We start from the raw sequence: 24,571 nt of genomic DNA, 5'->3' as shown, positions 1-24,571 counted from the left end.
GACGTATCTCCTTAAATCTTCCCTTCTTTGAGATTGTCTTGCGACTGACTTTTTTCTCTCATTTGGTGATACTAATGTAGAAGTTAAAACATCTTTGTGCAATAAATTAGCCCTTCAGTTATCCTCAACTTTCCCACGCGATATACACACTTTTTGCACAGGAGGTCAGTTCCCAGCTTGGAAACATTCGAAGCGGTGTCTATATTTAGATGCCCATTAAACAATATACTTAGACACTGATCAGTATTCTAATTGATCAAAGTCGTGATTTAAGTAGATAGTACATGGAGCAATATTCCAATATTGAATCTAACCTATGACGCAATTTAGATCTACAGTTGCTAAGAAAGAGGAGAAAAGTACTCCTGTATCTACAGCATTACAAAACAGACCAAGCAGTGACTCTCAAAAGGATACTACAGACAACCGTCCGGAGAGTAGTCAGTTAAATAAACTAATCCAACTCGCGAGCAAAAATGTAACTAACAGTCATCAAGAAAGTCATGTGGTTTGGGAAACTAGTGACATTTTGAACGATTTGCAGGCAGATTTTGGGCGGTGGAAAAAAGGTCAACAAGATACAAGTGGACAATCAGCTTCCGCTGCAAAGAAAATGCTCTCTTCTGATTTCAATAAACTTACAAGTATGTGGACCAAAAGAAACGACAAGACGGCAGGTAAATCAGTGATTAATTTTTCAGTAGACAACTCCCTCTCTGGAGGAAAAGGTGTCAAGTCTATCAAAGCAACTACTACCGAAAATAAGAAGTATTATTCCTTCGTTTGGCACATTCGAGTAGTGCCAGATTAGAATTAGTGATTTTCAGACTTATCAAAACTTTGGTGGGCATAAATCTCGTATAGTTACCTTCAAGCATAAAACAAGCAAAATGACTTTAGAAGACTTAGGCTACAGTTCTGTATTGAAAGACCATAGAAACAATCAGGGACTAACCGATTTTATGGTAGGACGAGTCACCCTCGAACACAAGGACAGGTATGTGGTAAAAACGGACGTCGTAGAATATGATGCCGAGTTAATTGGTAATCTACGATTTACAGCAGAAAGCCGAGAGGATTTTCCAGCAGTAGGCGACTGGGTGGCCCTATCAGAATATGATCAGAATAAGGCTCTTATTCATGCTATCTATCCAAGGTATTCAGTCCTGGGAAGACAAGCAGTAGGCAAAACAGGCCAACAGCAAATCATAGCTACCAACATCGACTACGGCTTAATAGTCCAGGCGGTCAATAGAGATTTTAGCATCAATCGTCTCGAACGCTATCTTACCATTTGCCATACGGCCAAAATAGAGCCCATCATTATACTAAGTAAGGTAGATTTGGTTGATGAAACCCAACTTCATTCTATGCTTGAGGATATTCAAGCACGCATCAAGAATGTTGCTGTGCTGACTGTGAGTAGCGAGCAGAAGGATGGATATGACGCTGTTGCCGATCTTATTGAGCCTGGTAAGACATATTGTTTGCTTGGATCATCAGGAGTAGGAAAATCGACTTTGCTCAATCACTTTTCTGGTGCGGAAAAGATGAAAACCGGAGAAATTAGTGAAAGTATCGATCGCGGCAAGCATGTAACTACCCATAGAGAACTAGTGGTGTTGGATCGAGGAGGAATTCTCATAGATAACCCGGGAATGCGCGAAATAGGCATCGCAGACAACACGGATGGGCTGGAAATGACATTCGATGAGATCCTCGCTTTATCTGAAGATTGCAAGTACAAAGATTGTACGCATCTACATGAAGACGAATGTGCAATCCTTCAAGCATTACAGGAGGGAGACCTCGATCAGGATTCTTATGATAACTATCTCAAGATGTACAAAGAAAAGATGCACTTCGAATCCAGCCAAGAGGATAAAAAAAGGAAAGACAAAGGATTTGGCAAGATGATGAAACAGGTGAAGAAAGCCAGGAAGCACAACAAGTATTAACTGCAAACAAGCAAGAGCCATTAAGGCGGTCTGCTATTCGTGACCTTTATATAGTATGCGTGCATAATAAATATCACCATTATCTTCAATTATTGAAGAATTCAGGTTAAAATTAAGGTTCAGCATTAAACCACAACAAATCATGGCGCACGCAAAGTATCCACATCTATTTGAACCTCTGAACCTGGGATTTACCACTTTGAAGAATAGAGCACTCATGGGTTCTATGCATACTGGATTAGAAGAAACCAAAAATGGGTTCGAGCGTATGGCAGCCTACTTCGGAGAAAGAGCTAAAGGTGGTGTAGGGCTCATTGTGACCGGAGGAGTCTCTCCCAATCGTCAGGGCTGGGTAGCGCCATTTTCAGCCAGAATGACAAAGACACATCATGCCAGAAAGCATCAAATAGTGGCTGATCGAGTACATGAGCATGACGGCAAAATCTGCATGCAAATCCTACATGCAGGCCGATACGGATATCATCCGCTCAACGTAGGCCCGTCAGCGATCAAGTCTCCAATTACTCCATTCAAACCTTTTGCACTATCCCAGCGAGGTATTCGAAATACCATTAGCGATTTTGCCCGTTGTGCTTCTTTAGCCAGAGAGGCAGGATATGATGGAGTAGAAATAATGGGTTCGGAAGGGTATCTCATCAATCAATTTATCGCGGAGCACACCAACAAGAGGACGGATCAATGGGGTGGAAGCTATGAGAATAGAATGCGCTTTCCTGTAGAAGTAGTCAAGGCAGTAAGGCAAGCTGTAGGGCCTGATTTCATTATTATCTATCGATTATCCATGCTTGACTTGATTCCTCAGGGTAGTCAATGGTCAGAGGTAGTGCAACTTGCCAAAGAAATCGAGCAAGCTGGCGCGACTATAATCAATACCGGCATAGGCTGGCATGAGGCTCGAATTCCTACGATCGCAACCATGGTTCCAAGGGCAGCTTTTACTTGGGTGACAAAGAAAATGAAAGGGGAGGTCAGCATTCCTCTGATTACAACCAATAGAATCAATAAGCCAGATGTGGCCGAACAAATACTTGCAGATGGCCATGCAGATATGGTCTCAATGGCAAGACCATTTTTGGCGGATGCCGAACTGATTCTGAAATCTGAACAGGGTCGGGAGGATGAGATCAATACCTGTATAGGTTGTAACCAAGCTTGCCTGGATCATGTATTCAAAAACAAACTTTCTACATGCCTTGTTAATCCACGCGCGTGTAAGGAGACTGAGCTCAACTACCTACCAACTATGAAAAAAAGAAATATTGCTGTGGTAGGAGCAGGGCCTGCAGGATTGGCTTATTCTACAATAGCTGCCGAGCGAGGGCACGAGGTCACACTATTCGATGGAGCCTCCGAAATCGGTGGACAATTCAACATGGCTAAGAAAATTCCAGGTAAAGAGGAATTTTATGAAACGCTTAGATATTTTAATCGACGTATCGAACTCACAGGTGTAAACCTGAAACTAAATACTACAGCATCAGCAGAACAACTCGCGGAAGCTGGATACGATGAGGTGATCATAGCTACAGGAGTCACTCCACGCGATCCGGGAATAGAAGGACAGGATCATGCCAAAGTGCTCTCTTACCTAGACGTATTAAGACACGACAAACCTGTAGGCGATAAGGTAGCAATCATTGGTGCTGGAGGCATAGGATTTGATGTGGCCGAGTACCTGAGCCAGGAAGGTGAGAGCCCCAGTCTAAATATTGAAGACTTTATGCATGAATGGGGAGTAGATGTAAAGAATGAAGAGCGAGGAGGGTTGGTCAAGCCTGAAATGCCAAAAAGCAAACGCGAGATTGTCATGCTGCAAAGATCTGAAGGTAAAATGGGTGCCAGACTTGGCAAAACGACAGGTTGGATACATCGAACCACGCTAAAGCACAAGAATGTCAAAATGATCACGAACGTGACTTATGATAAAATTGATGATGAAGGTTTGCATATTACCATCAACGGCAAAGAAAAGCAGATTCTAGATGTTGATCATGTGATTCTTTGTGCCGGTCAGTTGCCAGAAAACTCTTTGGTAGAAAAGCTGATAAGTCTGGGAGTGAAGGCCTCTAAAATAGGAGGTGCAGATGTAGCAGCAGAATTGGACGCTAAACGAGCTATAGATCAGGCCACAAGATTGGCTGCCGAAGCCTAATTCCTAACCATAAATTTTTGCTTGGAAATCTTCTTGCTAAGTTTTTTTGCGAATTTGCCTATGGCCACTTCTTCATCTCTGGGATCTACTCGCATTATGATATCATCAGTCATCAGCTGTTTGGCACCATTCACATGATAGATGTCCGACTGCACCTCTACTCGACTAGATGAGATCGAATCAAAATAATTTCCAAAAGCATAGTCGCCCCAAGAATACGTTTTACCTCCTTTGATCATCACCCCGCTACTATTTGCAGAACTGAATCCACTGCCTGTATATTGAGCTCTTTGATTGTATGAGTAGCTATTTTCTGCCTCTGAGTCTAGTAGACGCACTACAAGTACCCCGTCAGTTTTGTTTTTTTGACACACTGCTATAACTTCTTTCTTGCTGAGCTCCGTGTATCCTATCAATCTGGTCTTGTGACTCTGAACGGTAGTTATTCCGTAGTTTTCCAACGCAAAAGCTAGCTCACTCTCCAGAGTTACACGATTAGCTTTGGTTTTGACAAGCACAATGATGAGCAAGTTTGAAATTTTGTCTTCATTCTTGGGTTTCTTTTCCAATATTGAGTCGCCATCGTTCGAGCCTTTTGCACAAGTAAGGGGGCTATTCAAAATATTTAACAAGAATATAAGAAGTAAAAAATGGAAAGTGTTTTTCATGGTGATATCCTATCTAGGCCTCAATATTACTCAAAAGACCTCATTCTAGAATAAGGTCTGGTTATTATATTAATAATATAAATCTCGTCCCTCAATACCTCTCTGTTTAGTTGAATTCCTTTTATCTTCGAGCCAGTTAATCGTGTGCTATTATGAAGGAAATATTTGCAGAAGTTATCACCATCGGAGATGAAATTTTGTATGGTCAAATCTTGGATACCAATACCAAATGGATTAGCCGCGAGCTAGATGATATGGGGATCAAAGTTCGGCGAAAGACTGCCATCGGTGATAAAAAACAAGAGATTCTTGATGCCTTGGATGAGTCACTCAATCGCTCAGATATTGTATTGATTACAGGGGGGCTCGGTCCTACCAAAGATGATATCACCAAGAAGACGCTTGCAGAGTATTTTGACATGGAGCTGGAGCTGGACCCAAGTGCCCTAGAAGATGTCGAGGATATTTTTAGCAGATTTGGCAAAGAAGTCACAGAGATCAATAGACAGCAGGCCTTTTTGCCCTTAGGGAGTAAAAAAATTAAAAACGAAAGAGGAACTGCTCCTGGAATGTGGTTTGAAAAAGGAAAAAAGGTAGTCGTATCCATGCCTGGTGTACCATTTGAAATGGAAGCCATGATGGCGAAGACTATTTTACCTAAACTGAAAAAGCATTTCACTCTGCCTATTATCATACACAAAATCATCAAGACCATCGGAATCGGTGAGTCCTGGTTGGCTGATGAAATCAGTACATGGGAAGATCAGCTACCAGAGCATATAGGGCTAGCGTATCTACCAGGCAAAGGCCAAGTCAGATTAAGATTGACAGGAGTAGGTAGTGAAAGAGAAGCGCTGGAGCAAGAAATGGATCACGAAATAGATCAAGTGTTGCCTTTAATCAAGAAGTATGTTTTTGGATTTGGTGACATTCAAATCGAGGATGCAGTAGGTGAAATATTGAAGTCAAAAGAGCTCACCATTGCCACAGCTGAGAGTTGCACCGGGGGGTTTTTAGCGCATCGTCTGACCGCAGTGCCAGGAAGCTCAGAGTACTATTGGGGCTCCATAGTTTCATATCATAATGACATCAAAAAAGCCGCACTTGGAGTGGATGAAAAGACGCTTGAAACGTATGGTGCTGTGAGTGAAGAGACAGCCACAGAAATGGCCATTGGCATTCGCAAAAAGTTCAAAACAGACATAGGAATTTCCACAACTGGCATCGCCGGACCAGATGGTGGAACAGAAGAAAAACCTGTCGGAACCGTTTGGTTGGCAATATCCTTTGGTAAAAATGTAGAAACACGAAAAATAAAGCTACCCGGAACACGCATTCTCAATATAGAATACACGGCCGTGCATGCACTCAATTTCCTACGTCAAACCCTTGAAAAACAGTGATATTTAGTCTTTAATCCAGTAACTTTGCGGCATAATATACCCCAAACTGAAAGAAGTAAATATTATGGCCTTAGTAGAAATGGTAATGCCCAAAATGGGCGAAAGCATAATGGAAGGAACCATTCTTTCCTGGCTCAAAAACGTAGGAGATTCTATCGAGCAAGATGAATCTGTTTTAGAGGTGGCTACCGACAAGGTGGATACCGAAGTGCCTTCCGCTCATGCCGGTGTTTTAAAAGAAATACTAGCCAACGAAGGAGACGTAGTAGAAGTAGGTAAGCCAATTGCTATTATTTCTACCGATGGTGCAGATGTACCGGCTCCGGCTAAGCCAGAGGCAACAGTAGTAGAAAAGGCAGAAGCCCTGGTGACAGAGGCCGTAGCGGCAAATTCAGCAAGTGCTCCCGCACCAGTATTAGAAAAGCCTACCTCAGGTAGATTCTATTCTCCGCTGGTACTGAATATCAGTCGTGAAGAAAATATTCCGATGACAGAATTGGAAGCTTTGCCAGGTACCGGCAAAGAGGGTAGAGTGACTAAGAAAGATATATTGGCCTATGTCAAAACAAGAAAATCTAATGGAGCACCTGCTGCTCCAGTTTCAGCACCAGTAGCTGACAATGGCCACAGTGCCCCGGCCAAACCAGCATCACAGCCAGTCGCTGTTTCCTTTTCAGGTCAGGATGAGATTATAGAAATGGATCGCATGCGAAAGATGATCGCCGAACGAATGGTGTCATCAAAGCAGACTTCGCCTCACGTGACCTCATTTGTAGAAGCGGATGTAACCGAAGTGGTGAAGTGGCGAGCAAAACACAAGAAGTCTTTCATGGATAGAGAAGGGCAGGCACTTACGTTCACGCCGATTTTTATTGAAGCTGTGGTCAATGCCATCAAAGATTATCCAATGATCAATGTGCAGGTGGATGGTACCAAGATTATCAAAAAGGGATCTATCAATGTAGGAATGGCCGTAGCCCTTCCATCGGGTAACCTGATCGTGCCTGTGATTCATAATACTGATCAACTTAGCTTGAAAGGTATTGCACTGAAAGTAAATGACCTCGCAAGACGCGGAAGAGACAATCAGTTGAAGCCTGACGATTTGAGTGGTGGTACATATACGATTTCTAATGTAGGTTCATTTGGAAATGTAATGGGCACGCCGATTATCATGCAGCCGCAAGTTGGGATTTTGGCCTTAGGAGCCATTATCAAAAAGCCTAGTGTAATAGAAACACCACAAGGTGACCTCATTGGAATTAGACACAAGATGTTCTTGTCACACTCTTATGATCATAGAGTAGTAGATGGAGCACTAGGAGGGATGTTTGTAAGAAGAGTCGCTGACTATCTCGAAAAATTTGATCCTTCCAGAACCATCTAATGGTTGGGAAAAGAGAATAAAAAAAGGGCTGTCACATTTGTGACAGCCCTTTTTTATCTTTACTAAATTCTTTTCCAGCGACCAGCTACCCACACTTTGCCTTTTCTGGTTTTGACCCAATGACCTTCGATCCAGACTTTTCTGTGGGCGGGTCTTGCTTTTTTTACCACGACTACCCTGGCGTGAGTACGTTGGTGGCACTTTGCAGGATGTGCATAAGTGCTACTAGCAAACAAAATTCCGATAATTATAAGTAGTATTTTCATGACCGTAATTATATAGTTAAATAATTTTTGGTCATTAGACAGGCTTGACTACAAAAGGTTTAATTGCAATTAGTCGAATTGCGTTTCAACATAGTTGAATTCGATTCCGAGTAGGTCGGCGTAATCTTCTCCGGCCTCCAACATATCTTCATCATCTTCCTCATAGTACCAGTTGATAGACAATTCGAAACCATTCTCTTTGACAGCGTTCATTTTTCTGAAAATGTCGAATAGACATTTTGAAGAACTGGTGTTGAAATATTCAAACTTGAAGTTTGCAATTAAATTTTGTTTGCTATTGCGGGCAAATTCTTCCAAATCGCTTATCAATTGGCTATAGAACTGAATTGAATTTTCTGGACTGGATTTTCCTCTAAGCTCAAGTAATCCTCGGTTAGGATCGAAATAGATTAGGGGTGTAATCCTGGTTGGCCTAATGATTAATTTTTCCATAAATCCTCCATCATTTCCCTGGTTTGGGTATCAGATCGCAAAACTCTCTCAATTGCGTCTTACGTAAGTTGCTTAATTCTTTTGGTTAGGATAAATGAAAAGACTTAGGATTGACTTTTGTCAATGATTCAACCTTTTCTTTCAGTACATAATATAACTTTCTCAGCTGCTGAATGCCAGTTTATATTCTAGTACATGACATACTATCCTACTTGTCGGCTAATATATCCTTTTAGCATCAAAATATGAATATAATTTTGAAATTGTTTAACAGGATATAATTCATCTCTCAACTTGCATTATGATTAATTAGGAGAAGATAATCGACTTTCAAACCCTCCCTTGTTCTATCTTTGATGTATGAGTCAACAAAACCTTTTGGTGGTGATAGCCGGGCCTACAGCCGTCGGAAAAACCAGTGTAAGCTTATCGCTGGCTCAATATTTCCATGGCGAAATTATTTCCGCTGACTCGAGGCAGTTTTATCGGGAAATGGAAATTGGGACTGCCAAACCAGCTCAGGAAGAATTGAACTCCATTGCACATCACTTTGTCAATTCACATTCTATTCAAGAAGATTATGATGCAGGTTCATTTGCCAGAGACGCAGAACCCTTGTTGGATTCGCTGTTCACAAAGAACAAAGTCCAATTTATGGTTGGCGGTTCAGGATTGTACATAAAAGCATTCTGTGATGGATTGGATGAAATGCCTGAAGTACCAAAAGAAATAAGAAACGAACTCAACGAAGAGTTCAGGACATCCGGGTTAGAACCAATGTTGGCCGAATTGAAGCGCTCTGATCCTGAATATTATGAAGTGGTGGACAAATACAATCCGCAGCGCGTGATCAGAGGTGTAGAAGTATTGCGAGCTACAGGAAAGCCCTATTCACAATTCAGAAAGGATAATGTAAAAAAGTCACATGATTTTAGGATACTCAAAATAGGCCTAAGTCTGGATCGTGAAGTTTTGTATGATAGAATAGATCAGCGCATGGACGTAATGATAGAGGAGGGATTGTTTGAAGAAGCCGAGAGTCTTTACCCGATGCGGTCTCAAAATGCATTGCAAACCGTTGGTTATAAGGAGATATTTGACTTTATCGAGGGACAATATGACAAGGATGAGGCAGTCAGACTACTAAAAAGAAATTCCAGAAGATACGCCAAGCGGCAACTTACCTGGTTTAGAAAAGACCCCGAATTTCATTGGTTTCAACCTAATCAAATGGAAGCTATCATAGCGAGAATTGAGCAGGAAATTGATTGATATAATTCGTGATAAATTGTGCGATTAATTATTTTTCAAAACTGTAGAAAAACTTTCGGTATATTTTCTTTAGTCGCTTCTCGGTTTTACCATCGTTGACCAGTAACCCATTGACTTCACCCACAAATATTTTATCCAGTTCTCCATCCTCTCTAATATCAACAGAAAAGCTGGTCATGAGGTCTCTTTTAGAGGCATTGGGTATGGCCACGCCCAGCGTATCCACTTTCAAGGCTAGGAATACAAGTATATCTGGCTCGGTAGACTGCTCAAACCCACGCTTGGACAACGCCTCGTGCAGTTTGCTCTGTACAGCTGACAGCTGACTACTCTCGGCTGGATTGGCTTTTTTTCCATTGATCATAAAAGAAGCGAGGCGATAGGTGTCGTAGTTGGACAGATCGGTTTGGAAGTAATGATGTCTAAACACCAACTGCGACATGGCTGATGATGATACACAAATCAGTAGGACAAGACAAACAATCGTTTTTTTCATATCGGGCTCCTTTTGCAAATAACAATTTAATAAGTATGATCCGTATCTGTGTTATTTATTTAATGACCCTTCTAAAGGCCTTTACATTTTTTTTGTAATAGTCAGAGTTGAGATTGGAAACTACGACCCCCTTGGAGGTAGAGGCGTGAATGAAATAAGTGCCTTTTTTACTCACTGAAGTGATCATACCACTGTGGTACCATTTTTCACGTTTGGATTTAAACTTGAAAAAAACGATATCTCCTTTCCTTAACCCAGACCAGCCGATTTTTTTACCAAACTTTGATTGTTCTTTTGCTGTCCGCGGGATTTTGTATCCAGCCCTTGCATAGGAGTTTTGCATTAGAGCTGAGCAGTCAATACCTGATTTGGAAGTACCGCCATATTTATAAGGTGTACCCTTATAGCTATAGGCTGTCTGTACTACTTTGGTGATAGATTGCTGTTTTTTCTTTTGTTTTTTCTGAGCTACAGCTCCGCCACAGGTTAGAAATAGAAGAATGATTAATGAAAGTCCTGCTTTTTGCATATTGGATCCTACGAGATTGTATTATTAATGCCAAATTAAGTTACTGATATTTTTTTAACGACTAGAAACGGACAAGAATTTTACAATAATTATTTTTGTTGCAATTTTGTAGCTGACTAATGTTCCAGGCTGCGCAATAAATGAAGAGAATATGTCTTGGCAATTAGAAGAAGAAGAGCTCACAGAGGTATTGGAGAAAGAAAAGGAGGATGAAGGACGGATCCTCGTGGTATTCAATGATGAAGTCAATACCTTCGACCATGTCATCGATACTTTGATCAAAGTTTGCAAACATGAAAGGGAGCAGGCAGAGCAATGTACGCATATCATCCACAACAATGGAAAGTGCAAAGTGAAAGAAGGTGCATACGATTTTTTGAAACCGATGAAAGAAGGTATTCTTGATGCGGGCATTAGTGCGGTGATTAACTAAAAAAACTGAATGGAATTTCCAAGTGAACTGATTGAGGAGGCCGTAAAGGAGATTTCCAAACTACCCGGAATAGGTAAAAAAACAGCATTGAGGCTGGCGCTTCATTTACTTAAAGAGAATGAAGCCACCACGGAAAGCTTATCTGCATCACTGGTCAGACTAAGGCAGGAGACCAAATACTGCGATACCTGCCACGTCATATCACATACCACAGATTGTACTTGTCGGACGATTAGTCGAGACCTTTCTCTCATTTGTGTGGTCGTAGATACACCGGATTTGCTAGCGATACGGAGCACAGGACAATACCAGGGCATGTTTCATGTCTTGGGAGGGGTGATTTCTCCGATAGAAGGGATCGGGCCAGAAGACCTGCAAATAGACTCTCTTGTGGAGCGTATCAAAGATTCAAATGGTGAAGTAAAGGAAGTCATTTTGGCACTGAGTGCCACTATGGAGGGCGATACTACCTGTTTTTATCTTTCCAGAAAACTGGAAGAAACAGGAGTGAAAATCTCCACCATCGCTCGTGGGATACCCATTGGCGGGGAATTGGAATATGCAGATGAAGTCACCCTTGCCAGAAGTATCGTCACCCGTACCAGCTACTCTTCTGAAAGTAACTAGAATCGCACCCATAAGTGATGTCCCCACTTCAATAATTATTTTTCGAATCTCATACCAAATCAGCTATGTCACTGATGGGGCTTCCAATTAATTGGTATTTTTTTGAACATTTTTTAACGTGAATGTTAAAATTTTTAATCGGAATGGTATGCGTTTAGTCTCCAGCTTATCTAGTTTTGCCGCATATTAAGTTAAGAAATTAGATCGATGGAACACTTATCAAATAGAATCAAAAATATGGCGGAGTCCGCCACCCTTGCCATGGCTGCAAAAGCCAGAGAATTTAAGGAAAAAGGTATTGATGTGATCAGCTTGAGTCTGGGTGAACCAGATTTTAAGACCCCGAAGCACATTCAGGAAGGTGCCAAAGAAGCCATTGATTCAGAAAAGTATTTCGCCTACCCACCAGTCAATGGATATGCCGATCTCCGTCAGGCTATTTCAGATAAGTTCAAAAGAGAAAATGGATTGGACTATACGCCTAATCAGATCGTAGTGTCCAACGGTGCCAAACAGTCCATCGTGAATGTGATGCTTTCATTGGTAAACCCTGGAGATGAGGTGATTGTGCTTTCTCCATTTTGGGTTAGTTATACCGCTGCCATTGAAATGGCAGAGGGCATTCCTGTGTTGGTCAAAGGTGGACTAGAAAATGATTTCAAAGCCACTGCAGAGCAGGTGAAGGCGGCTATTACTGACAAAACCAGGGTGATCATTTTCTCCTCTCCATGCAACCCTACAGGATCGGTATTCACCAAAGAAGAACTAACAGCTATCGCTGAAGTAGTAAGAGATAGAGAAGGATTGTATGTAATCTCTGATGAGATTTATGAGCACATCAACTTCTCTGGTGCTCATGCCAGCATTGGCACTATGCCCGGTATGTTGGACAAGACCATTACTATCAACGGTATGGCCAAGGGTTTTGCCATGACGGGTTGGAGAGTTGGTTTCATAGGGGCGCCGACCTGGATTGCCAAAGCTTGTAATAAAATTCAGGGGCAGGTGACTTCTGCCAACTGCAGCATAGCTCAACGAGCCACGTTGACGGCTCTCACATCAGACTTGGGGCCGACCAAGGCCATGACCGAAGAGTATGGCAGAAGAAGAGCACTTGTCCATCAACTACTGAACGATATTCCTGGCGTAAAAACTAATATGCCTCAAGGAGCTTTTTACTTCTTTCCGGACTTGAGTAGCTATTTTGGAAAATCTGATGGAACGACCACAATCAATAATGCGAGCGAATTGTGTATTTATCTATTGGAAAATGCGCACGTCTCTTTGGTAACAGGAGAGGCATTTGGAGATGAAAATTGTGTTCGACTGTCCTATGCAGCTTCTGAAGAAAATTTACGAGAAGCGCTCAAAAGAATAAAAGATACATTAGCAAAACTAAGCTAGCTTATCACGCTTGCAAGAGAGAGGATTGGTTAGAGATCAATCCTCTTTTTCCTATTCATCTTTGAGCTGATTTAGTTAGTTTTATCCCGTAATGAATTCAGCTCGGATTTTTATCAGTTACTTGTACCCAACAAACTATCTCAAGAATCTATTTCTTGGTATTTTTTTGGCCTGCTTTTGGTGTTCCAATGCCCAAGACCTGCCTAAAGCCAAAAATGGTGTCCTTGATTTAAGGGAGTGGCAATTTCAAAAAGCACAACCTATACCACTCGCTGGTGAGTGGGAGTTTTACTGGCAAAGTATACTTTATCCTACTGATTTTGATTCCCTCAAAACAACCCCGAGCTATCGCGAATTCCCCAAGCTATGGAAGGGCGATGTAGTCGACGGCGATACTATTACTTCTGACGGCTATGCTACACAGCGCCTGAAAGTAGTGGTCAATTCAGTCACCCCCGAATTAGCCATCACCATTCCGCACTTCTATTCTTCGTATTTGTTGTTTTTGAATGGAGAGTACATTGGATCCAATGGTCAGGTTGGGATGAACCCCAAGACATCTGTGCCTCATTGGCAATACATGACACGCGAGTTTAAAGTCACATCGGATACGCTGGAGATTGTTCTTCAGATTTCCAATTATCATCACTCACGTGGCGGAAGTTTTTATGATCTAAAGCTCGGGGAAAAAGTAAAGATGCAGACCATAGAGGGCCGTGAGCGAGCTTTTGATCTGATCATGTCCTCTAGTCTATTCTTTATTGGACTTTTTTTTATGGTGCTATTCTCATTTGGACGCCATGAAAAGCAGATTCTGTACTACTCCCTATTTTGCTTGTTTTACAGCTATCGATCTGTGGGTTCGGGTAGTTATACCCTGCATACCTTGTATCCGGAATTGCCCTGGCTGCTTACGCTTAAGGCCGAATACATTACCATGTTTATGGCAGGCCTTTTCTTTTCATACTACTCATTCTATCTGTATAAAAGAGAAACCTCCAGGCTATTTCTATTGCTGGTGACTCTGGTGTGTTCATCCTTTGTATTCATTACTTTGGTTTTCCCGGTCAAGGTATTTACTCAGCTGGTGGCGCCATTTTCAGTGATGGTCCTTATAGGATTTGTGTATATGATATACACGTATATCATGGCCGTGATCAAAAGACGTGAAGGATCTCTGATGTCTTTGATCAGTTCGTTTCTACTGTTTTTAGTGATGGGTGCTGTGATACTGGAGCATTTTGGCTTTATGAGCAATTCGATGTTGTTCTATTTTGTTGGCTATCAGCAATTTTTCTTTTTCCAATCTATTATTCTTTTTTATCGCTACAATAGGAAAATGGAAATCGCCAAAGAAAAAGCCGAGTCAGCCGCCAGATCACAATCAGATTTCTTATCCATGATCTCTCATGAGATCCGAACGCCGCTCAACGCAGTCATCGGTCTGACCAACTACTTGATAGAAGACAAGCCAAAGAAACAACATGTAGACGACCTAAAAACGCTCAAGTTCTCGGCCGAACACTTACACGTCCTCATCAACGATGTACTGGACTATAGTAAACTGGATGCTGGGAAAATTGAATTCGAGGAGGTTGATGTAAACGTAATCGAAATGGCGAAAAATATTGTCAAAGGATTTGACAATAAGGCGAGGGAGAAAGACATCTATCTCAGTTTTTTGCACGACGATGATATCCCGAAATATGTGATGTGCGATGGGTTGCGGCTTAGCCAAATTCTAACCAATCTACTTGGGAATGCAATAAAGTTTACCGAAGAGGGAGGAGTAACGCTGAGTATGAATACTATCATGCAGACTAAAAAGAGAGTCTCAATCAAATTCTCGGTGGAGGACTCGGGTATAGGAATTCCAAAAGACAAACTCAAGACGATTTTCGATAGTTTTTCTCAAGCCTCTACCTCCACTACGCGAGAGTATGGCGGCACTGGATTGGGATTGTCTATTACCAAAAGGATATTGGATCTGCAGAATACTAAGATCAATGTATTTAGTGTAGAAGGACAGGGGTCCAGATTCTATTTCACCCAAACCTTCGCGATCAGCGATGATCAGGAAAGGGTGACTGAGAAGATTCTTGAAGTACACAATGATTTGGAAGGCAAGAAGATTCTCTTGGTAGAAGACAACCCAGTGAATGTAATGGTGGCAAAGAAATTTTTGTCGAGATGGGATATAGCGGTGGAGGTAGCAGAAAACGGAAAAGTGGCGCTGACCCGTGCTGAAGAAGGTGTTTATGATTTGATTTTGATGGATCTTCAAATGCCAGAGATGGATGGATACACTGCCTCAGAAGAGTTGAGAAAAAGAGGGTTTACCGTGCCCATTCTTGCCCTCACCGCATCGGTCATGTTGGATGTAGGAGATCGGGTGTTTAAGTCTGGGATGAACGACTTCATTACCAAGCCATTTGATCCGGATGATCTATATAATAAAATCAGAGTGCATATTGAAAAAAGGGAAGCTTCTGAGAAGGAGATGAAATAACCGTTCTTCCCCTTGATGTATTCGTCTTCCAGCGTTCATCAACCCATGGAAATCCTAATTCACTTTGATCCCTATTTCAAATAGAGTAAGATGAATATTTACGCCCGCCAGTTTTTCACCGTTTCGATAAATATCTTCACCTTGTCAGGACTAATATCCGGATAAACACCATGACCTAAATTGGCTATGTGTCTATGTCCACCGAATTTCTCCAGCATTTCGATCGTTTGTCTTTCGACTTCCTTGTCCGAAGCATAGAGCACGCAGGGGTCTAGATTTCCCTGTAGTGTTTTAGACTCTCCAATGAGTCTTCTTGACGCCGACACCGACATGTTCCAGTCCAGTCCGATGGTTTCACAATTGAGCTCACTCATCTTCTTACGTGCAAAATATGCACCTTTGGCAAACACGGTGACTGGCACGATGTCTATAGCATCACAGATTTTGGAAATGTAGCGAAGACCAAATTCTTCATATTGTGCCGGAGATAGAATCCCAGCCCAGGAATCGAAGATTTGTACCAGATCCGCACCGCAGGTAATTTGCATCTTGAGATACTTAATTGTACTCTCAGTGATCATGTCCAGCAGCTGATGAGAAAGCTCAGGTTCGGTATAGAGCATTTTTTTCGCCTTGGAGAAGGTTTTGCTTCCAGACCCTTCGACCATGTACGAAAATATAGTCCATGGTGCGCCCGCAAAGCCAATAAGAGGCACTCGGCCGCTCAATTCTTTTTTCGTGATCTTGATCGCTTCGGCGACATAGTTTAAGTCCTCTTCAGGATTAGCTATGCGTATTTTCTTGAGGTCAGCCGACGACTTAATCGTATTTTCAAACCACGGCCCTTTCTTTTCGATCATCTCATATGGCAGTCCCATAGCCTCTGGGATGACCAAAATGTCCGAGAAAATAATGGCGGCATCCACACCCAGAATATCGACTGGCTGGAGAGTGACCTCTGCGGCCAGCTCGGGTGTCGTGGCCAATTCTATAAACCCACTCACGCTCTCACGCACTTTTCGGTATTCTGGAAGTATTCTTCCAGCCTGACGCATCAGCCATACTGGTACTCTATCAGTTTTTTCTCCTCTTGCGGCTCTTAGAATTAGATCGTTATGTAATTGCATATTGGGTGCTAGAATTCTCTGGCGGCAAAGATAATAGGGGATTTATGAAAACACTTTTTTAAACTAATAATTTGACAACCGCTATAAAAAAGGGAGCATCATTACTTAATCGTAAACAGGTTTAGAATTTCGGAAAGGCGAGTGTTCTGACCATTGAGACTTCTGAAATCATCGTAATAATCGTCTGTGATCGCGTAGAATTTTTCCGCCTGTTTGGCTTCTGACCATCCGTCCTTGATGGAAGAGAGCGCTTCGGCATTCACTTGATGCAAGTCTAATAAGAGGGTGGTAATCTTTTCCTTTTCTGAGTCAGACATTCTCTTGTTTAGCAGCACAGGACCCAATGGAATTTCGTCTGAGATCCAAAGCAAGTTTGTCTTTGTGAGCAGGAGAGAGTCCGCTTTGATTTGTTTGAAATATTCATTGCTACCGATGGCGCATAGGTCTGATTCGCCAGCGAGCAGCCGCTCAAGTGTAGACGTATGATTGCCACCATAAGTCACAGATTTGAATTGGTCTTCCGGTTGATGCAGGCCTAGTGCGCTGAGGTACAATCTGGGAATCAAGTGGCCTGAAGTAGAGCCCGGCGCTACAAACATGAAAGAAAGACTGTCAGAATTAGCTTTGACAAAATCTGTACTGCTTATTTGTTTGTTGCTCAGCAGTACGGTTTTGTAGTTGTCCAAGGCGTCTGTTTTTACTTTCAAGGTGGCAACGGGCAACATGTGCTCATTGTCCAGAGATAAAATCAGATAACCGAGCGTATTGATCAGTGCTACATCTATTTTGTTGGCTTTTATCCCAGCTACAAAAGCTTCCACATCCGGATAACTTGTGATTTCTACCGGCCTGTCCAAAGATTTTTTCAGTTCTTCGGCAAGTGGCTCCAGATGAGCGATTCTGTCATTGGTGGCGTAGGTGTAGGTAGCTAATTGCAGAGGTTCCTTTTGATTGCTACAAGCCATCAGAAGAACTATTGCGAGTAAATGGATTGAGTTTTTAATCTTCGAAATGATCATTTTATGTTTCACTTTTTTGGTAAAATTTTGAGTATTAACGGAGTATTTAGAATGACCAGTAATCTTACAAATTCCTTTAACGATCCTTGCAGAGATTAGGTGTCATAAATCCACTTTCAATTTTGTAACCAGTGCCTGATAGCTATTGATTTGCACTGCTCATTTGATAGCTCTTCCTTTGATTTGTGGAATAATCGGTACAAATGGAGAATAAAGCGCGTAGGCGTCCAAATGCACCTCACTAAAACCAATGGACCGGATGAGCGCACTTGTATCTCTATTGGTATGACATCCTTCAAAGAACCAGTGCCAGGGTCTGTGAATGAGGCGTTGGATGAAAGCCAGAAGCGTTCCACTCCTGGCTTTCACATGTTCAATAAATACAAACTCTCCTCCCTGCTTGAGGATCCGTTTGATTTGCTCCAGACACAGGCGTGGGTCATCTACCGTGCACAAGACCAGCGTACCTATCACAAACTCACAAGAGTCACTGGCCATGTCAATGGCTTCGCCAATCAGACTTTTGATCTCAAGATTGATCCCATGATCAAGCGCGCTTTGCCTTAAGTTTTTATGCATGTGTATGTTTGGTTCTATGGCAATAAGTGTCGAACCCTTTCGAAGGTATCTCATATTGGCTCCCGTACCTGGCCCAATCTCTACCACAGTATCTGGATGATTTTTGAACAAATCCCGTTTGGTTCTAACGAATAGATAGTCCATATAACCATCCAGTGTCTTAAACATCCATGAATTTAATGGCCCTCTGAACTCGTTGAGTTCAAACGAGTTTTTGCTCATGACTTAGAGGGTTTGGAAACATCTTTTCCTCTGAACATAGCCCAGATTTTGCTTGACGCGCCTTCATAAAAACCGGTGGCCTTTGTATAGCTCTCCGGATTTTGGAAAGTGCCAAAAATCATATCAATCAGCGGTAGATCGGCATAATTGTATCGATGGATGTTTCTTCCGTGATGTACAGAATGGCTTTCTGGCCGCTGGACCAGGTATCCCACCCAGCGTGGCGTATGGATGTTAGCGTGCTGAAAAAAGGCCAGGAAGTTGATTACAAAAATATTGATTGTAATCGCATACGGGGACAGTCCTACGATTAGCGCAAAGCTGATGCTACCCACCATAGTAAAGCCTATCATATCTAATGGGCTGTGGAAGAGTGCTCCATAGCAATCCAATCGCTCTGCACTATGGTGTACCTGATGAAAATTTCGCCAGAAGAAGTCGTATTTGTGCATCAGCCTATGGTAGGCGTATTGCACGGTTTCTAAAATGACGAACCCGATAATTGCACTTGGAATGACTCCCCATTGACTCAAGTCCATAAGCTGATACTCTGCTAGATAGGGGTCTGTAAATAGTGGGAGATAGGAGGCTACAAAAAAGTAGGTGAAGAAGAAGGTCAAGCCCTTGATTCGCCAGTTTTTGACCTTTGGTAATTTCCTTGCAGGAAATATCTCCTCCCATGCAATGAGCAAGCCATAGGCCCCGAGAACGTATAATGAAAGTGGGTCCAGCAGAATGTCTACCGGACTGGGTAACTGTGAAAAAATGTTTTCCATGATCCTTTGTTTTTATTTTGAAAGACAAAGGAACGGGGGGCAGGATTTTTAAGCCAGAAAAAGGACTTGACCTATGTTAGGAATTTATCTTCTTCCTGATTCTACTGAGACTTTCGGGGTGAATGCCCAGATATTTGGCAATTTTATTGACCGGGATTTGCGTAATGTACTGCGAATGGGTGGCGAACATTTCAGCGTATTTTTCTTCGGCCGTCTTGGTCAGCAGGTCTTTTTCGCGGTTAGATTTTCTTATGTATCCGTGCTCCGTTAGTATTCTCCCAAACTGATTGGCCTCCAAAGAATGACTATAGGCCTCCATCAAGTCATCACGCTTGATGGCTTCCATTTGAGTATCTATCAGTGCTGTGATCTTTACATCTGTAGGTTGCTGGGTCAGAAATGATGTAAAGCCGCAAACCATTTCGTTCTTAAAAAAGAAGTCAATAATCTTCTCCGTCATGTAGCTTTTGATTGTCATTTCGACCATGCCTTCATTGATGAAATAGACAGTATCTTCCAACTGATCATATTCGGTTACCACTTCACCTTTCTTAAAATGGACTGTACCTACAGAAAAGGGGAGTTCGTTGATCGACTCTATCGAAGTATGAACTATGGAATTATAAAAGGCTAAAAATGACATCTGAAGGCACCATTAGATTCATATAAATCTAACGTATTTTCAGCAAGCTACCTTCTTCTGCCACCACCGCTTTTCTTTCGGTTGGCGAAGAACTCCTGCTTGCGACGCTGCTTCTCCTTGTTCCACTCTTTTTTCTCAGCCTCGCTCATGGCCTTTTCGGTTTGAGGGAATGGGTGATCTTTGATCACTCTGATCGTCTGCCTGGTCAATTTTTCAATCGCCTTGATGCGAACGTTTTCTTCTGGTTCACAGAGCGAGATCGCATTTCCGGATTCGCCCGCACGGCCAGACCTCCCGATTCTATGCACATAGGTCTCTGCTTCTTCCGGCACATCGTAATTGATGACATACTTGAGCTTATCTATATCAATACCCCGGGCAGCAATATCCGTGGCCACCAGTACTCTAATCTTTCCAGCTTTAAAATCTTGGAGTGCCTTCTGACGTTGGTTCTGAGCTTTGTCGCCATGTATGGCTGCTGAGCGAATTTTGTTTTTGGCCAAATCTCGGGTGATGCGATCTGCTCCATGTTTGGTCCGGCTAAATACCAATACCTGATCGATCTTTTGATCAGTCAAAATATGCAGCAACAATTTCTTCTTGTCTGTACGATTGGTATAAAACAAGAATTGCTGGATCGTCTCCGCAGTAGAGGAGACCGGATTGACTTCTATTTTCTTAGGGTTGGTGAGGATCTCATTGGCCAACTTGAGAATGCTAGTCGGCATGGTGGCCGAGAAGAAAAGCGATTGTCTTTTGGTCGGCAATAACTTCAACAGCTTCTTGACGTCATTGACAAAGCCCATGTCGAGCATTCTGTCGGCCTCATCCAATACGAAAATCTTGACCTGACTCAGGGAAATATGACCCTGCGTGATTAAATCCAACAATCGACCGGGTGTGGCGACCAATACATGTACGCCTCTTCTGAGTTTATCTACTTGGGAGCCTTGTTTTACACCACCGAAAATCACGGTGTGCTTCAAGTTGGTGTATTTGCTATACAGTCTGATGTTGTCATCAATCTGAATGGCCAATTCGCGCGTAGGCGTCACGATCAACGAAAGCAATTGCGGTTTGCCGCCTTGATCCATCTCGTGGATCCGCTGGATGATCGGTATGGCAAATGCTGCTGTTTTTCCTGTGCCGGTCTGGGCACTACCCATTACATCCTGTCGATCCAATACCAGAGGTATGGCTTTTTCCTGAATGGCTGTAGGTTCACTGTAATTTTTATCTTTGAGCGCCTTCAATATGGGCGCTATGAGTGGCAATTGATCGAATGTCATTGTATAATATAAAGTGCTGAAATGCACTTTTGGCATTTCTCTAAGGCGCAAAGGTAGGTATAAGTCTGGCTAAAGCGTCTGGAATTGGCAGAATAGATTTTTCAACCCTTTGGTAAAAACAATTCCTTCGTTTCCAGTCATAAGCTACGCTAATCTCGTCTGCTGCAGGCATGGCTAAACTGAGCCAGTGGCGTCAGTTGGAGTTTAATCGCATATTTCAAGCGTACAGGTGGCGTTACCCTCATCATCCAGTGTGCAGTCATCACTTATATTGGTTCTAATATATTCCGCATAGCCAACCTCCTCTGGCGCAAGTTTGTAACTTGTGCCTTTTTATAATTAATAATTCTTAGACTGGTTCATTCAGCTTATAAATTCTACTTTTAATAGTCCTTTCTTTCCCGAATAATCTCTTGCACTGCTGTATAAGTAGTGCTCAGGTTCATCTACTATTCCTGCTTCTACAGGATTATTGTGTAGGTAATCCAATCGCTGTTCCATCATTTGATTGGTAGATAATTCAATGGGGTGATTATCTTGACGCCAGAACTGAAAATTCTTGTTATTGTTGTTTCTTTCACCTGCTTTTTTGAATATCCATAACATCCAATTTTTCCTGCTCTCTTTAGCATTGGATTCTATCATTTTCAATAACTGTTTTGAGGTATGTTTTTTGAAATCTCTAATGATATCTTCTTGTTTTATTCCTTCTTTGGACGAAATGATAAGGTGTAAGTGATTGGTCATGATACACCATGCATAAAGCAATAATCCTTTCTCTTCTTGGCAATATTTTAAACTATCTACAATTACCTGTTTGTATTCAATTCGTGTAAACACATCGACCCACTCGACAGTAGCAAAGCTTAGAAAGTGCGGTTTTTCCTGATCCCTTATCTTGTATTTTACGCTCATTGGTTGTCAATTCACCGAGTTGAAAACTCTGTTTTTCATTTTTAGTCACAAGTTACGCTTGCCTACCCGCCGTAGGCACTGCTAAACTTGCGCCAGTTGGGTAATGTAAGCGAATAACAGCTACAAAAATGACAATTCCATGCTCTGATGAGTAGAAGTCTCATTTTTCAGTCAAAAACTACCCTCTGGCGCAAGTTTGTAACTTGTGCCTTTTAATGACAAGTAAGTCTTAGATTACTTTGTACATGCTAATTTTTCTTGATCCCTTATCTTGTATTTTACGCTTATTGGTTGTCATTCACCGAGTTGAAAACTCTGTTTTTCATTTTCAGTCACAAGTTACGCTTTGCTAAACTTGCGCCAGTTGGGGTATCAAACCGGTTGAAAATAGAATTGGTTTCTAAAAGATTATAAAGTATTTGTTTTTTGACTTTTCTATCTTCTCGTCGAGTTCTAAACCATTGCCCGAGTTCATTAAGTAGCCAACCTAGAGTAACACTGAAAAGTGTCAATAAATAAGTCAAATTAGTTTTTTCCATGGATAAATAATCAAAGCTTGCCTAAAATTCTCCGTATTTTATGTTGTAAATCCAGTTAAAGCAAGCGCCTTACATATCGCTTTTGATAAACTATTCACTTTCCTTTAACTCTTGGATTTTAGCCATGATTCTGTTTTTTGATATGTTTGCTTTGTAGTACAAGGTTGGAACTGGATACTCTATCTCGTCTAATTTTCTGATCTGAACGGCGTATTCCGCAGCTCTATCATAATTCTCTTGGGTCTGATTTGAATCCATGTCAAAATCGTTTAGAAATGTCCTCAGATTTAGAATGTTTTCAGTCCCCCATTTGTCATTAATCAATAAGAAGCCAAGTATTCTAGCAATATGAAACATTCCATACACACGAACATCTCTATCTATTCTTTCAAGCGATGAATCCTTTTTTGAATCACTTGCTTTTTTCTGACAAAGGTCAAAAATTTTGTAGCAAACTAAAAGATCATCGACTGTTGCGTTCGAAAATATTTCCTGATAAAATTCAGACCAAATTGCACCCAAGTATCCACGAGCTTTGGACGGCTTGTTTCTAACTATGGCTAAATAGGCTTGGGCTGCTTTTGTATTCGGTACAATGAGTTTTCTCTTGCTACCTCGAAAATTTCTATATTCTTTATTTTTCCTTTCATAAAAGTGACCATGAATTTCATTCATTATTCTTTGAATATCTCTTTGAACGGGTTCATTGGCCCTCAAATCTCTTTCCGTAATACGGTTTTGATTATTAGTGGTTAATGTTATTCGATCTACAAGATTTGCGTTATCTGTCGCATAAACTTTTAATACTAATTTCACATCAGAATTTAATGAGTCACTTTCAAATGCCTCACGAATAGTAACTGTAGTTTGACAACCATTTACTATTTGTGCATTCTTCACGTTAAGAAAATGATTGTCTGGATCATCAACAAGTTCAAATTTATCACAGACCATCGTCACACCATTATTTAAGAACCAAAATCTACTACTTTCGTCACTTGAACAAGTGTTAAGAATCTCATTATTAACTCTACCTTTTGAGCCATAATAGGGTCGGACATTTAAGTCAAATATTGCATCTCTATGTTCGGTCGAAGCGACTTCCGCAAGCGTAATTCCTGTTATTGTACAAACAACTGATTTTGTTTCACCAGTGTTAAATTGAATTAGAGATCCCCGATTTCTGTCGTAAACAATAGGGACTTTCAGATCAATTTGTTTTTTAACTCTTTCTCTTTCTTCAATAAACCCAACAAGTTCAGAAGCTCCAATTTCTTTATATGAAAAATTTGAAAATCCCGCTGAGCTGTATTTATCAATAAGTACTTTTCTTTCTTGAAGATATTCTTCCGATAAAACTGTGGAATCCCCTTTAGTAGTAAAAAACGCATTAACCTCAATATTTGAAGGTCCGTGGGTCATTCTCAATTCTCTGATTTCATCGATTTTTGTAACGAAATCCTCATTGTCAATTTTTCGGTATTCTTCTTTCGGTCTTTCAAAAATCCAGTCTAACCCATTTCTGATTTGGATTATTACATTCGAGCTAAAACCTGTTGAATTTTTCGCTTGAATTATATCAACAACTGCATACCCTTCTTCCGAATTTTCATTTATTCTAATGATGTCTATTTGTTTGTCCTGGCTTCCATCAACAATTATGTCCGCAGGATCAATGCCATTTATATCTATATCTAAAATGAGACTTGTAGCCAAAGCTTGAAAAGCATTGTCAGAATCTTGAAACTCTGGTGATATGTCATCAATAATTTCATCAAGCCAAGTCTGTCTAATTTTTATGTTTTCAATTTTGTTTTCCATTCTTAGGTTCATTACCACCAGCTGTCTGGCTACAAAAACTTTGCATGTCTTACTTTCAAAAAT

General features: G+C 41.4%; 23 protein-coding genes. 10 read left to right on the top strand and 13 right to left on the bottom strand.

The window, feature by feature from the left end:
• The first annotated feature begins 316 nt into the window (after window positions 1-316).
• From ABJF11_RS01915 to ABJF11_RS01905, 3 genes are all read left to right on the top strand, one after another.
• Window positions 317-811 carry a hypothetical protein gene (locus ABJF11_RS01915; RefSeq protein ID WP_348117647.1) on the top strand — a complete coding sequence of 165 codons (495 nt, stop codon included), beginning with the start codon at window positions 317-319 and terminating at the stop codon, window positions 809-811.
• A gap of 79 nt (window positions 812-890) precedes the next feature.
• Window positions 891-1,958, top strand: coding sequence for a ribosome small subunit-dependent GTPase A (gene rsgA / locus ABJF11_RS01910; protein ID WP_348117644.1), 1,068 nt, complete (start codon window positions 891-893; stop codon window positions 1,956-1,958).
• Between the two features lie 142 nt (window positions 1,959-2,100).
• The gene (locus tag ABJF11_RS01905; protein ID WP_348117642.1) at window positions 2,101-4,131 is read left to right on the top strand and encodes an NADPH-dependent 2,4-dienoyl-CoA reductase; all 2,031 of its coding nucleotides are present in this window, start codon (window positions 2,101-2,103) and stop codon (window positions 4,129-4,131) included.
• Here the strand turns inward: ABJF11_RS01905 and ABJF11_RS01900 are convergent.
• Window positions 4,128-4,751: a hypothetical protein gene (locus tag ABJF11_RS01900; protein WP_348117639.1), complete on the bottom strand. Its 624-nt coding sequence runs from the start codon at window positions 4,749-4,751 to the stop codon at window positions 4,128-4,130. The genes ABJF11_RS01905 and ABJF11_RS01900 overlap by 4 nt on opposite strands.
• Before the next feature lie 200 nt (window positions 4,752-4,951).
• On the opposite strand from ABJF11_RS01900, the gene ABJF11_RS01895 reads away from it, so the two are divergent.
• Both ABJF11_RS01895 and ABJF11_RS01890 read left to right on the top strand, forming a co-directional pair.
• On the top strand, window positions 4,952-6,202 hold the full coding sequence (locus ABJF11_RS01895) for a competence/damage-inducible protein A (RefSeq protein WP_348117637.1): 1,251 nt from the start codon (window positions 4,952-4,954) through the stop codon (window positions 6,200-6,202).
• A 64-nt stretch (window positions 6,203-6,266) separates the two neighbouring features.
• On the top strand, window positions 6,267-7,589 hold the full coding sequence (locus ABJF11_RS01890; protein WP_348117635.1) for a dihydrolipoamide acetyltransferase family protein: 1,323 nt from the start codon (window positions 6,267-6,269) through the stop codon (window positions 7,587-7,589).
• Between the two features lie 62 nt (window positions 7,590-7,651).
• Here ABJF11_RS01890 and ABJF11_RS01885 read toward each other — a convergent pair whose 3' ends face one another.
• Both ABJF11_RS01885 and ABJF11_RS01880 read right to left on the bottom strand, forming a co-directional pair.
• Window positions 7,652-7,855, bottom strand: a complete 204-nt coding sequence (locus tag ABJF11_RS01885; RefSeq protein ID WP_348117632.1) for a hypothetical protein — start codon at window positions 7,853-7,855, stop codon at window positions 7,652-7,654.
• Window positions 7,856-7,924: 69 nt separating this feature from the next.
• Window positions 7,925-8,308: a DUF1987 domain-containing protein gene (locus ABJF11_RS01880; RefSeq protein WP_348117630.1), complete on the bottom strand. Its 384-nt coding sequence runs from the start codon at window positions 8,306-8,308 to the stop codon at window positions 7,925-7,927.
• 360 nt (window positions 8,309-8,668) lie between these two features.
• Here ABJF11_RS01880 and miaA point away from each other — a divergent pair, with 360 nt between their 5' ends.
• A complete protein-coding gene (gene miaA, locus ABJF11_RS01875; protein WP_348117627.1) occupies window positions 8,669-9,580 on the top strand; it encodes a tRNA (adenosine(37)-N6)-dimethylallyltransferase MiaA in 912 nt (303 codons plus the stop codon).
• Between the two features lie 28 nt (window positions 9,581-9,608).
• On the opposite strand, the gene ABJF11_RS01870 is transcribed toward miaA, so the two are convergent.
• The gene (locus ABJF11_RS01870; RefSeq protein WP_348117625.1) at window positions 9,609-10,076 is read right to left on the bottom strand and encodes a DUF4136 domain-containing protein; all 468 of its coding nucleotides are present in this window, start codon (window positions 10,074-10,076) and stop codon (window positions 9,609-9,611) included.
• A 55-nt stretch (window positions 10,077-10,131) separates the two neighbouring features.
• Complete coding sequence (locus tag ABJF11_RS01865) at window positions 10,132-10,605, bottom strand: C40 family peptidase (protein WP_348117623.1); 474 nt, start codon at window positions 10,603-10,605, stop codon at window positions 10,132-10,134.
• A 151-nt stretch (window positions 10,606-10,756) separates the two neighbouring features.
• Here ABJF11_RS01865 and ABJF11_RS01860 point away from each other — a divergent pair, with 151 nt between their 5' ends.
• The 4 genes from ABJF11_RS01860 to ABJF11_RS01845 all read left to right on the top strand — a co-directional run bounded on the left by ABJF11_RS01860 (window position 10,757) and on the right by ABJF11_RS01845 (window position 15,578).
• On the top strand, window positions 10,757-11,038 hold the full coding sequence (locus ABJF11_RS01860; RefSeq protein ID WP_348117621.1) for an ATP-dependent Clp protease adaptor ClpS: 282 nt from the start codon (window positions 10,757-10,759) through the stop codon (window positions 11,036-11,038).
• A 9-nt stretch (window positions 11,039-11,047) separates the two neighbouring features.
• Entirely contained in the window at window positions 11,048-11,665 is a 618-nt protein-coding gene (gene recR, locus ABJF11_RS01855) for a recombination mediator RecR (protein WP_348117618.1), read from the top strand.
• Between the two features lie 207 nt (window positions 11,666-11,872).
• Entirely contained in the window at window positions 11,873-13,069 is a 1,197-nt protein-coding gene (locus tag ABJF11_RS01850; RefSeq protein WP_348117616.1) for a pyridoxal phosphate-dependent aminotransferase, read from the top strand.
• 91 nt (window positions 13,070-13,160) lie between these two features.
• A complete protein-coding gene (locus ABJF11_RS01845) occupies window positions 13,161-15,578 on the top strand; it encodes a response regulator (RefSeq protein WP_348117614.1) in 2,418 nt (805 codons plus the stop codon).
• A 98-nt stretch (window positions 15,579-15,676) separates the two neighbouring features.
• Here ABJF11_RS01845 and hemE read toward each other — a convergent pair whose 3' ends face one another.
• The 8 genes from hemE to ABJF11_RS01805 all read right to left on the bottom strand — a co-directional run bounded on the left by hemE (window position 15,677) and on the right by ABJF11_RS01805 (window position 24,508).
• Window positions 15,677-16,705, bottom strand: coding sequence for a uroporphyrinogen decarboxylase (gene hemE / locus ABJF11_RS01840; protein WP_348117612.1), 1,029 nt, complete (start codon window positions 16,703-16,705; stop codon window positions 15,677-15,679).
• 101 nt (window positions 16,706-16,806) lie between these two features.
• Window positions 16,807-17,724 carry a PhnD/SsuA/transferrin family substrate-binding protein gene (locus ABJF11_RS01835; protein ID WP_348117610.1) on the bottom strand — a complete coding sequence of 306 codons (918 nt, stop codon included), beginning with the start codon at window positions 17,722-17,724 and terminating at the stop codon, window positions 16,807-16,809.
• 159 nt (window positions 17,725-17,883) lie between these two features.
• On the bottom strand, window positions 17,884-18,525 hold the full coding sequence (locus tag ABJF11_RS01830; protein ID WP_348117608.1) for a class I SAM-dependent methyltransferase: 642 nt from the start codon (window positions 18,523-18,525) through the stop codon (window positions 17,884-17,886).
• Window positions 18,522-19,301 (bottom strand): sterol desaturase family protein, encoded by a 780-nt coding sequence (locus ABJF11_RS01825; RefSeq protein ID WP_348117606.1) that lies wholly within the window; start codon window positions 19,299-19,301, stop codon window positions 18,522-18,524. Before ABJF11_RS01825 ends, ABJF11_RS01830 begins: the two co-directional genes overlap by 4 nt.
• A gap of 76 nt (window positions 19,302-19,377) precedes the next feature.
• Window positions 19,378-19,944: a Crp/Fnr family transcriptional regulator gene (locus tag ABJF11_RS01820; protein ID WP_348117603.1), complete on the bottom strand. Its 567-nt coding sequence runs from the start codon at window positions 19,942-19,944 to the stop codon at window positions 19,378-19,380.
• 47 nt (window positions 19,945-19,991) lie between these two features.
• Window positions 19,992-21,233 (bottom strand): DEAD/DEAH box helicase, encoded by a 1,242-nt coding sequence (locus tag ABJF11_RS01815; RefSeq protein ID WP_348117601.1) that lies wholly within the window; start codon window positions 21,231-21,233, stop codon window positions 19,992-19,994.
• Window positions 21,234-21,596: 363 nt separating this feature from the next.
• Window positions 21,597-22,148, bottom strand: a complete 552-nt coding sequence (locus ABJF11_RS01810; RefSeq protein ID WP_348117599.1) for a transposase — start codon at window positions 22,146-22,148, stop codon at window positions 21,597-21,599.
• A 629-nt stretch (window positions 22,149-22,777) separates the two neighbouring features.
• The gene (locus tag ABJF11_RS01805; protein ID WP_348117597.1) at window positions 22,778-24,508 is read right to left on the bottom strand and encodes an AIPR family protein; all 1,731 of its coding nucleotides are present in this window, start codon (window positions 24,506-24,508) and stop codon (window positions 22,778-22,780) included.
• Window positions 24,509-24,571 lie beyond the last annotated feature (63 nt).

The sequence above is a fragment of the Reichenbachiella sp. genome, assembly GCF_039941815.1.
In the GTDB taxonomy this organism is placed as follows: Bacteria; Bacteroidota; Bacteroidia; order Cytophagales; family Cyclobacteriaceae; genus Reichenbachiella.
Note: the sequence above shows the minus strand (reverse complement) of the source record. Positions and strands in the feature narration are given on the sequence as shown.

Coding starts and splice junctions, on each gene's coding strand:
- ABJF11_RS01915 (WP_348117647.1), top strand. CDS start 317: ATGACGCAATTTAGATCTACAGTTGCTAAGAAAGAGGAGAAAAGTACT.
- rsgA (WP_348117644.1), top strand. CDS start 891: ATGACTTTAGAAGACTTAGGCTACAGTTCTGTATTGAAAGACCATAGA.
- ABJF11_RS01905 (WP_348117642.1), top strand. CDS start 2,101: ATGGCGCACGCAAAGTATCCACATCTATTTGAACCTCTGAACCTGGGA.
- ABJF11_RS01895 (WP_348117637.1), top strand. CDS start 4,952: ATGAAGGAAATATTTGCAGAAGTTATCACCATCGGAGATGAAATTTTG.
- ABJF11_RS01890 (WP_348117635.1), top strand. CDS start 6,267: ATGGCCTTAGTAGAAATGGTAATGCCCAAAATGGGCGAAAGCATAATG.
- ABJF11_RS01885 (WP_348117632.1), bottom strand. CDS start 7,855: ATGAAAATACTACTTATAATTATCGGAATTTTGTTTGCTAGTAGCACT.
- ABJF11_RS01880 (WP_348117630.1), bottom strand. CDS start 8,308: ATGGAAAAATTAATCATTAGGCCAACCAGGATTACACCCCTAATCTAT.
- miaA (WP_348117627.1), top strand. CDS start 8,669: ATGAGTCAACAAAACCTTTTGGTGGTGATAGCCGGGCCTACAGCCGTC.
- ABJF11_RS01870 (WP_348117625.1), bottom strand. CDS start 10,076: ATGAAAAAAACGATTGTTTGTCTTGTCCTACTGATTTGTGTATCATCA.
- ABJF11_RS01865 (WP_348117623.1), bottom strand. CDS start 10,605: ATGCAAAAAGCAGGACTTTCATTAATCATTCTTCTATTTCTAACCTGT.
- ABJF11_RS01860 (WP_348117621.1), top strand. CDS start 10,757: ATGTCTTGGCAATTAGAAGAAGAAGAGCTCACAGAGGTATTGGAGAAA.
- recR (WP_348117618.1), top strand. CDS start 11,048: ATGGAATTTCCAAGTGAACTGATTGAGGAGGCCGTAAAGGAGATTTCC.
- ABJF11_RS01850 (WP_348117616.1), top strand. CDS start 11,873: ATGGAACACTTATCAAATAGAATCAAAAATATGGCGGAGTCCGCCACC.
- ABJF11_RS01845 (WP_348117614.1), top strand. CDS start 13,161: ATGAATTCAGCTCGGATTTTTATCAGTTACTTGTACCCAACAAACTAT.
- hemE (WP_348117612.1), bottom strand. CDS start 16,705: ATGCAATTACATAACGATCTAATTCTAAGAGCCGCAAGAGGAGAAAAA.
- ABJF11_RS01835 (WP_348117610.1), bottom strand. CDS start 17,724: ATGATCATTTCGAAGATTAAAAACTCAATCCATTTACTCGCAATAGTT.
- ABJF11_RS01830 (WP_348117608.1), bottom strand. CDS start 18,525: ATGAGCAAAAACTCGTTTGAACTCAACGAGTTCAGAGGGCCATTAAAT.
- ABJF11_RS01825 (WP_348117606.1), bottom strand. CDS start 19,301: ATGGAAAACATTTTTTCACAGTTACCCAGTCCGGTAGACATTCTGCTG.
- ABJF11_RS01820 (WP_348117603.1), bottom strand. CDS start 19,944: ATGTCATTTTTAGCCTTTTATAATTCCATAGTTCATACTTCGATAGAG.
- ABJF11_RS01815 (WP_348117601.1), bottom strand. CDS start 21,233: ATGACATTCGATCAATTGCCACTCATAGCGCCCATATTGAAGGCGCTC.
- ABJF11_RS01810 (WP_348117599.1), bottom strand. CDS start 22,148: ATGAGCGTAAAATACAAGATAAGGGATCAGGAAAAACCGCACTTTCTA.
- ABJF11_RS01805 (WP_348117597.1), bottom strand. CDS start 24,508: ATGGAAAACAAAATTGAAAACATAAAAATTAGACAGACTTGGCTTGAT.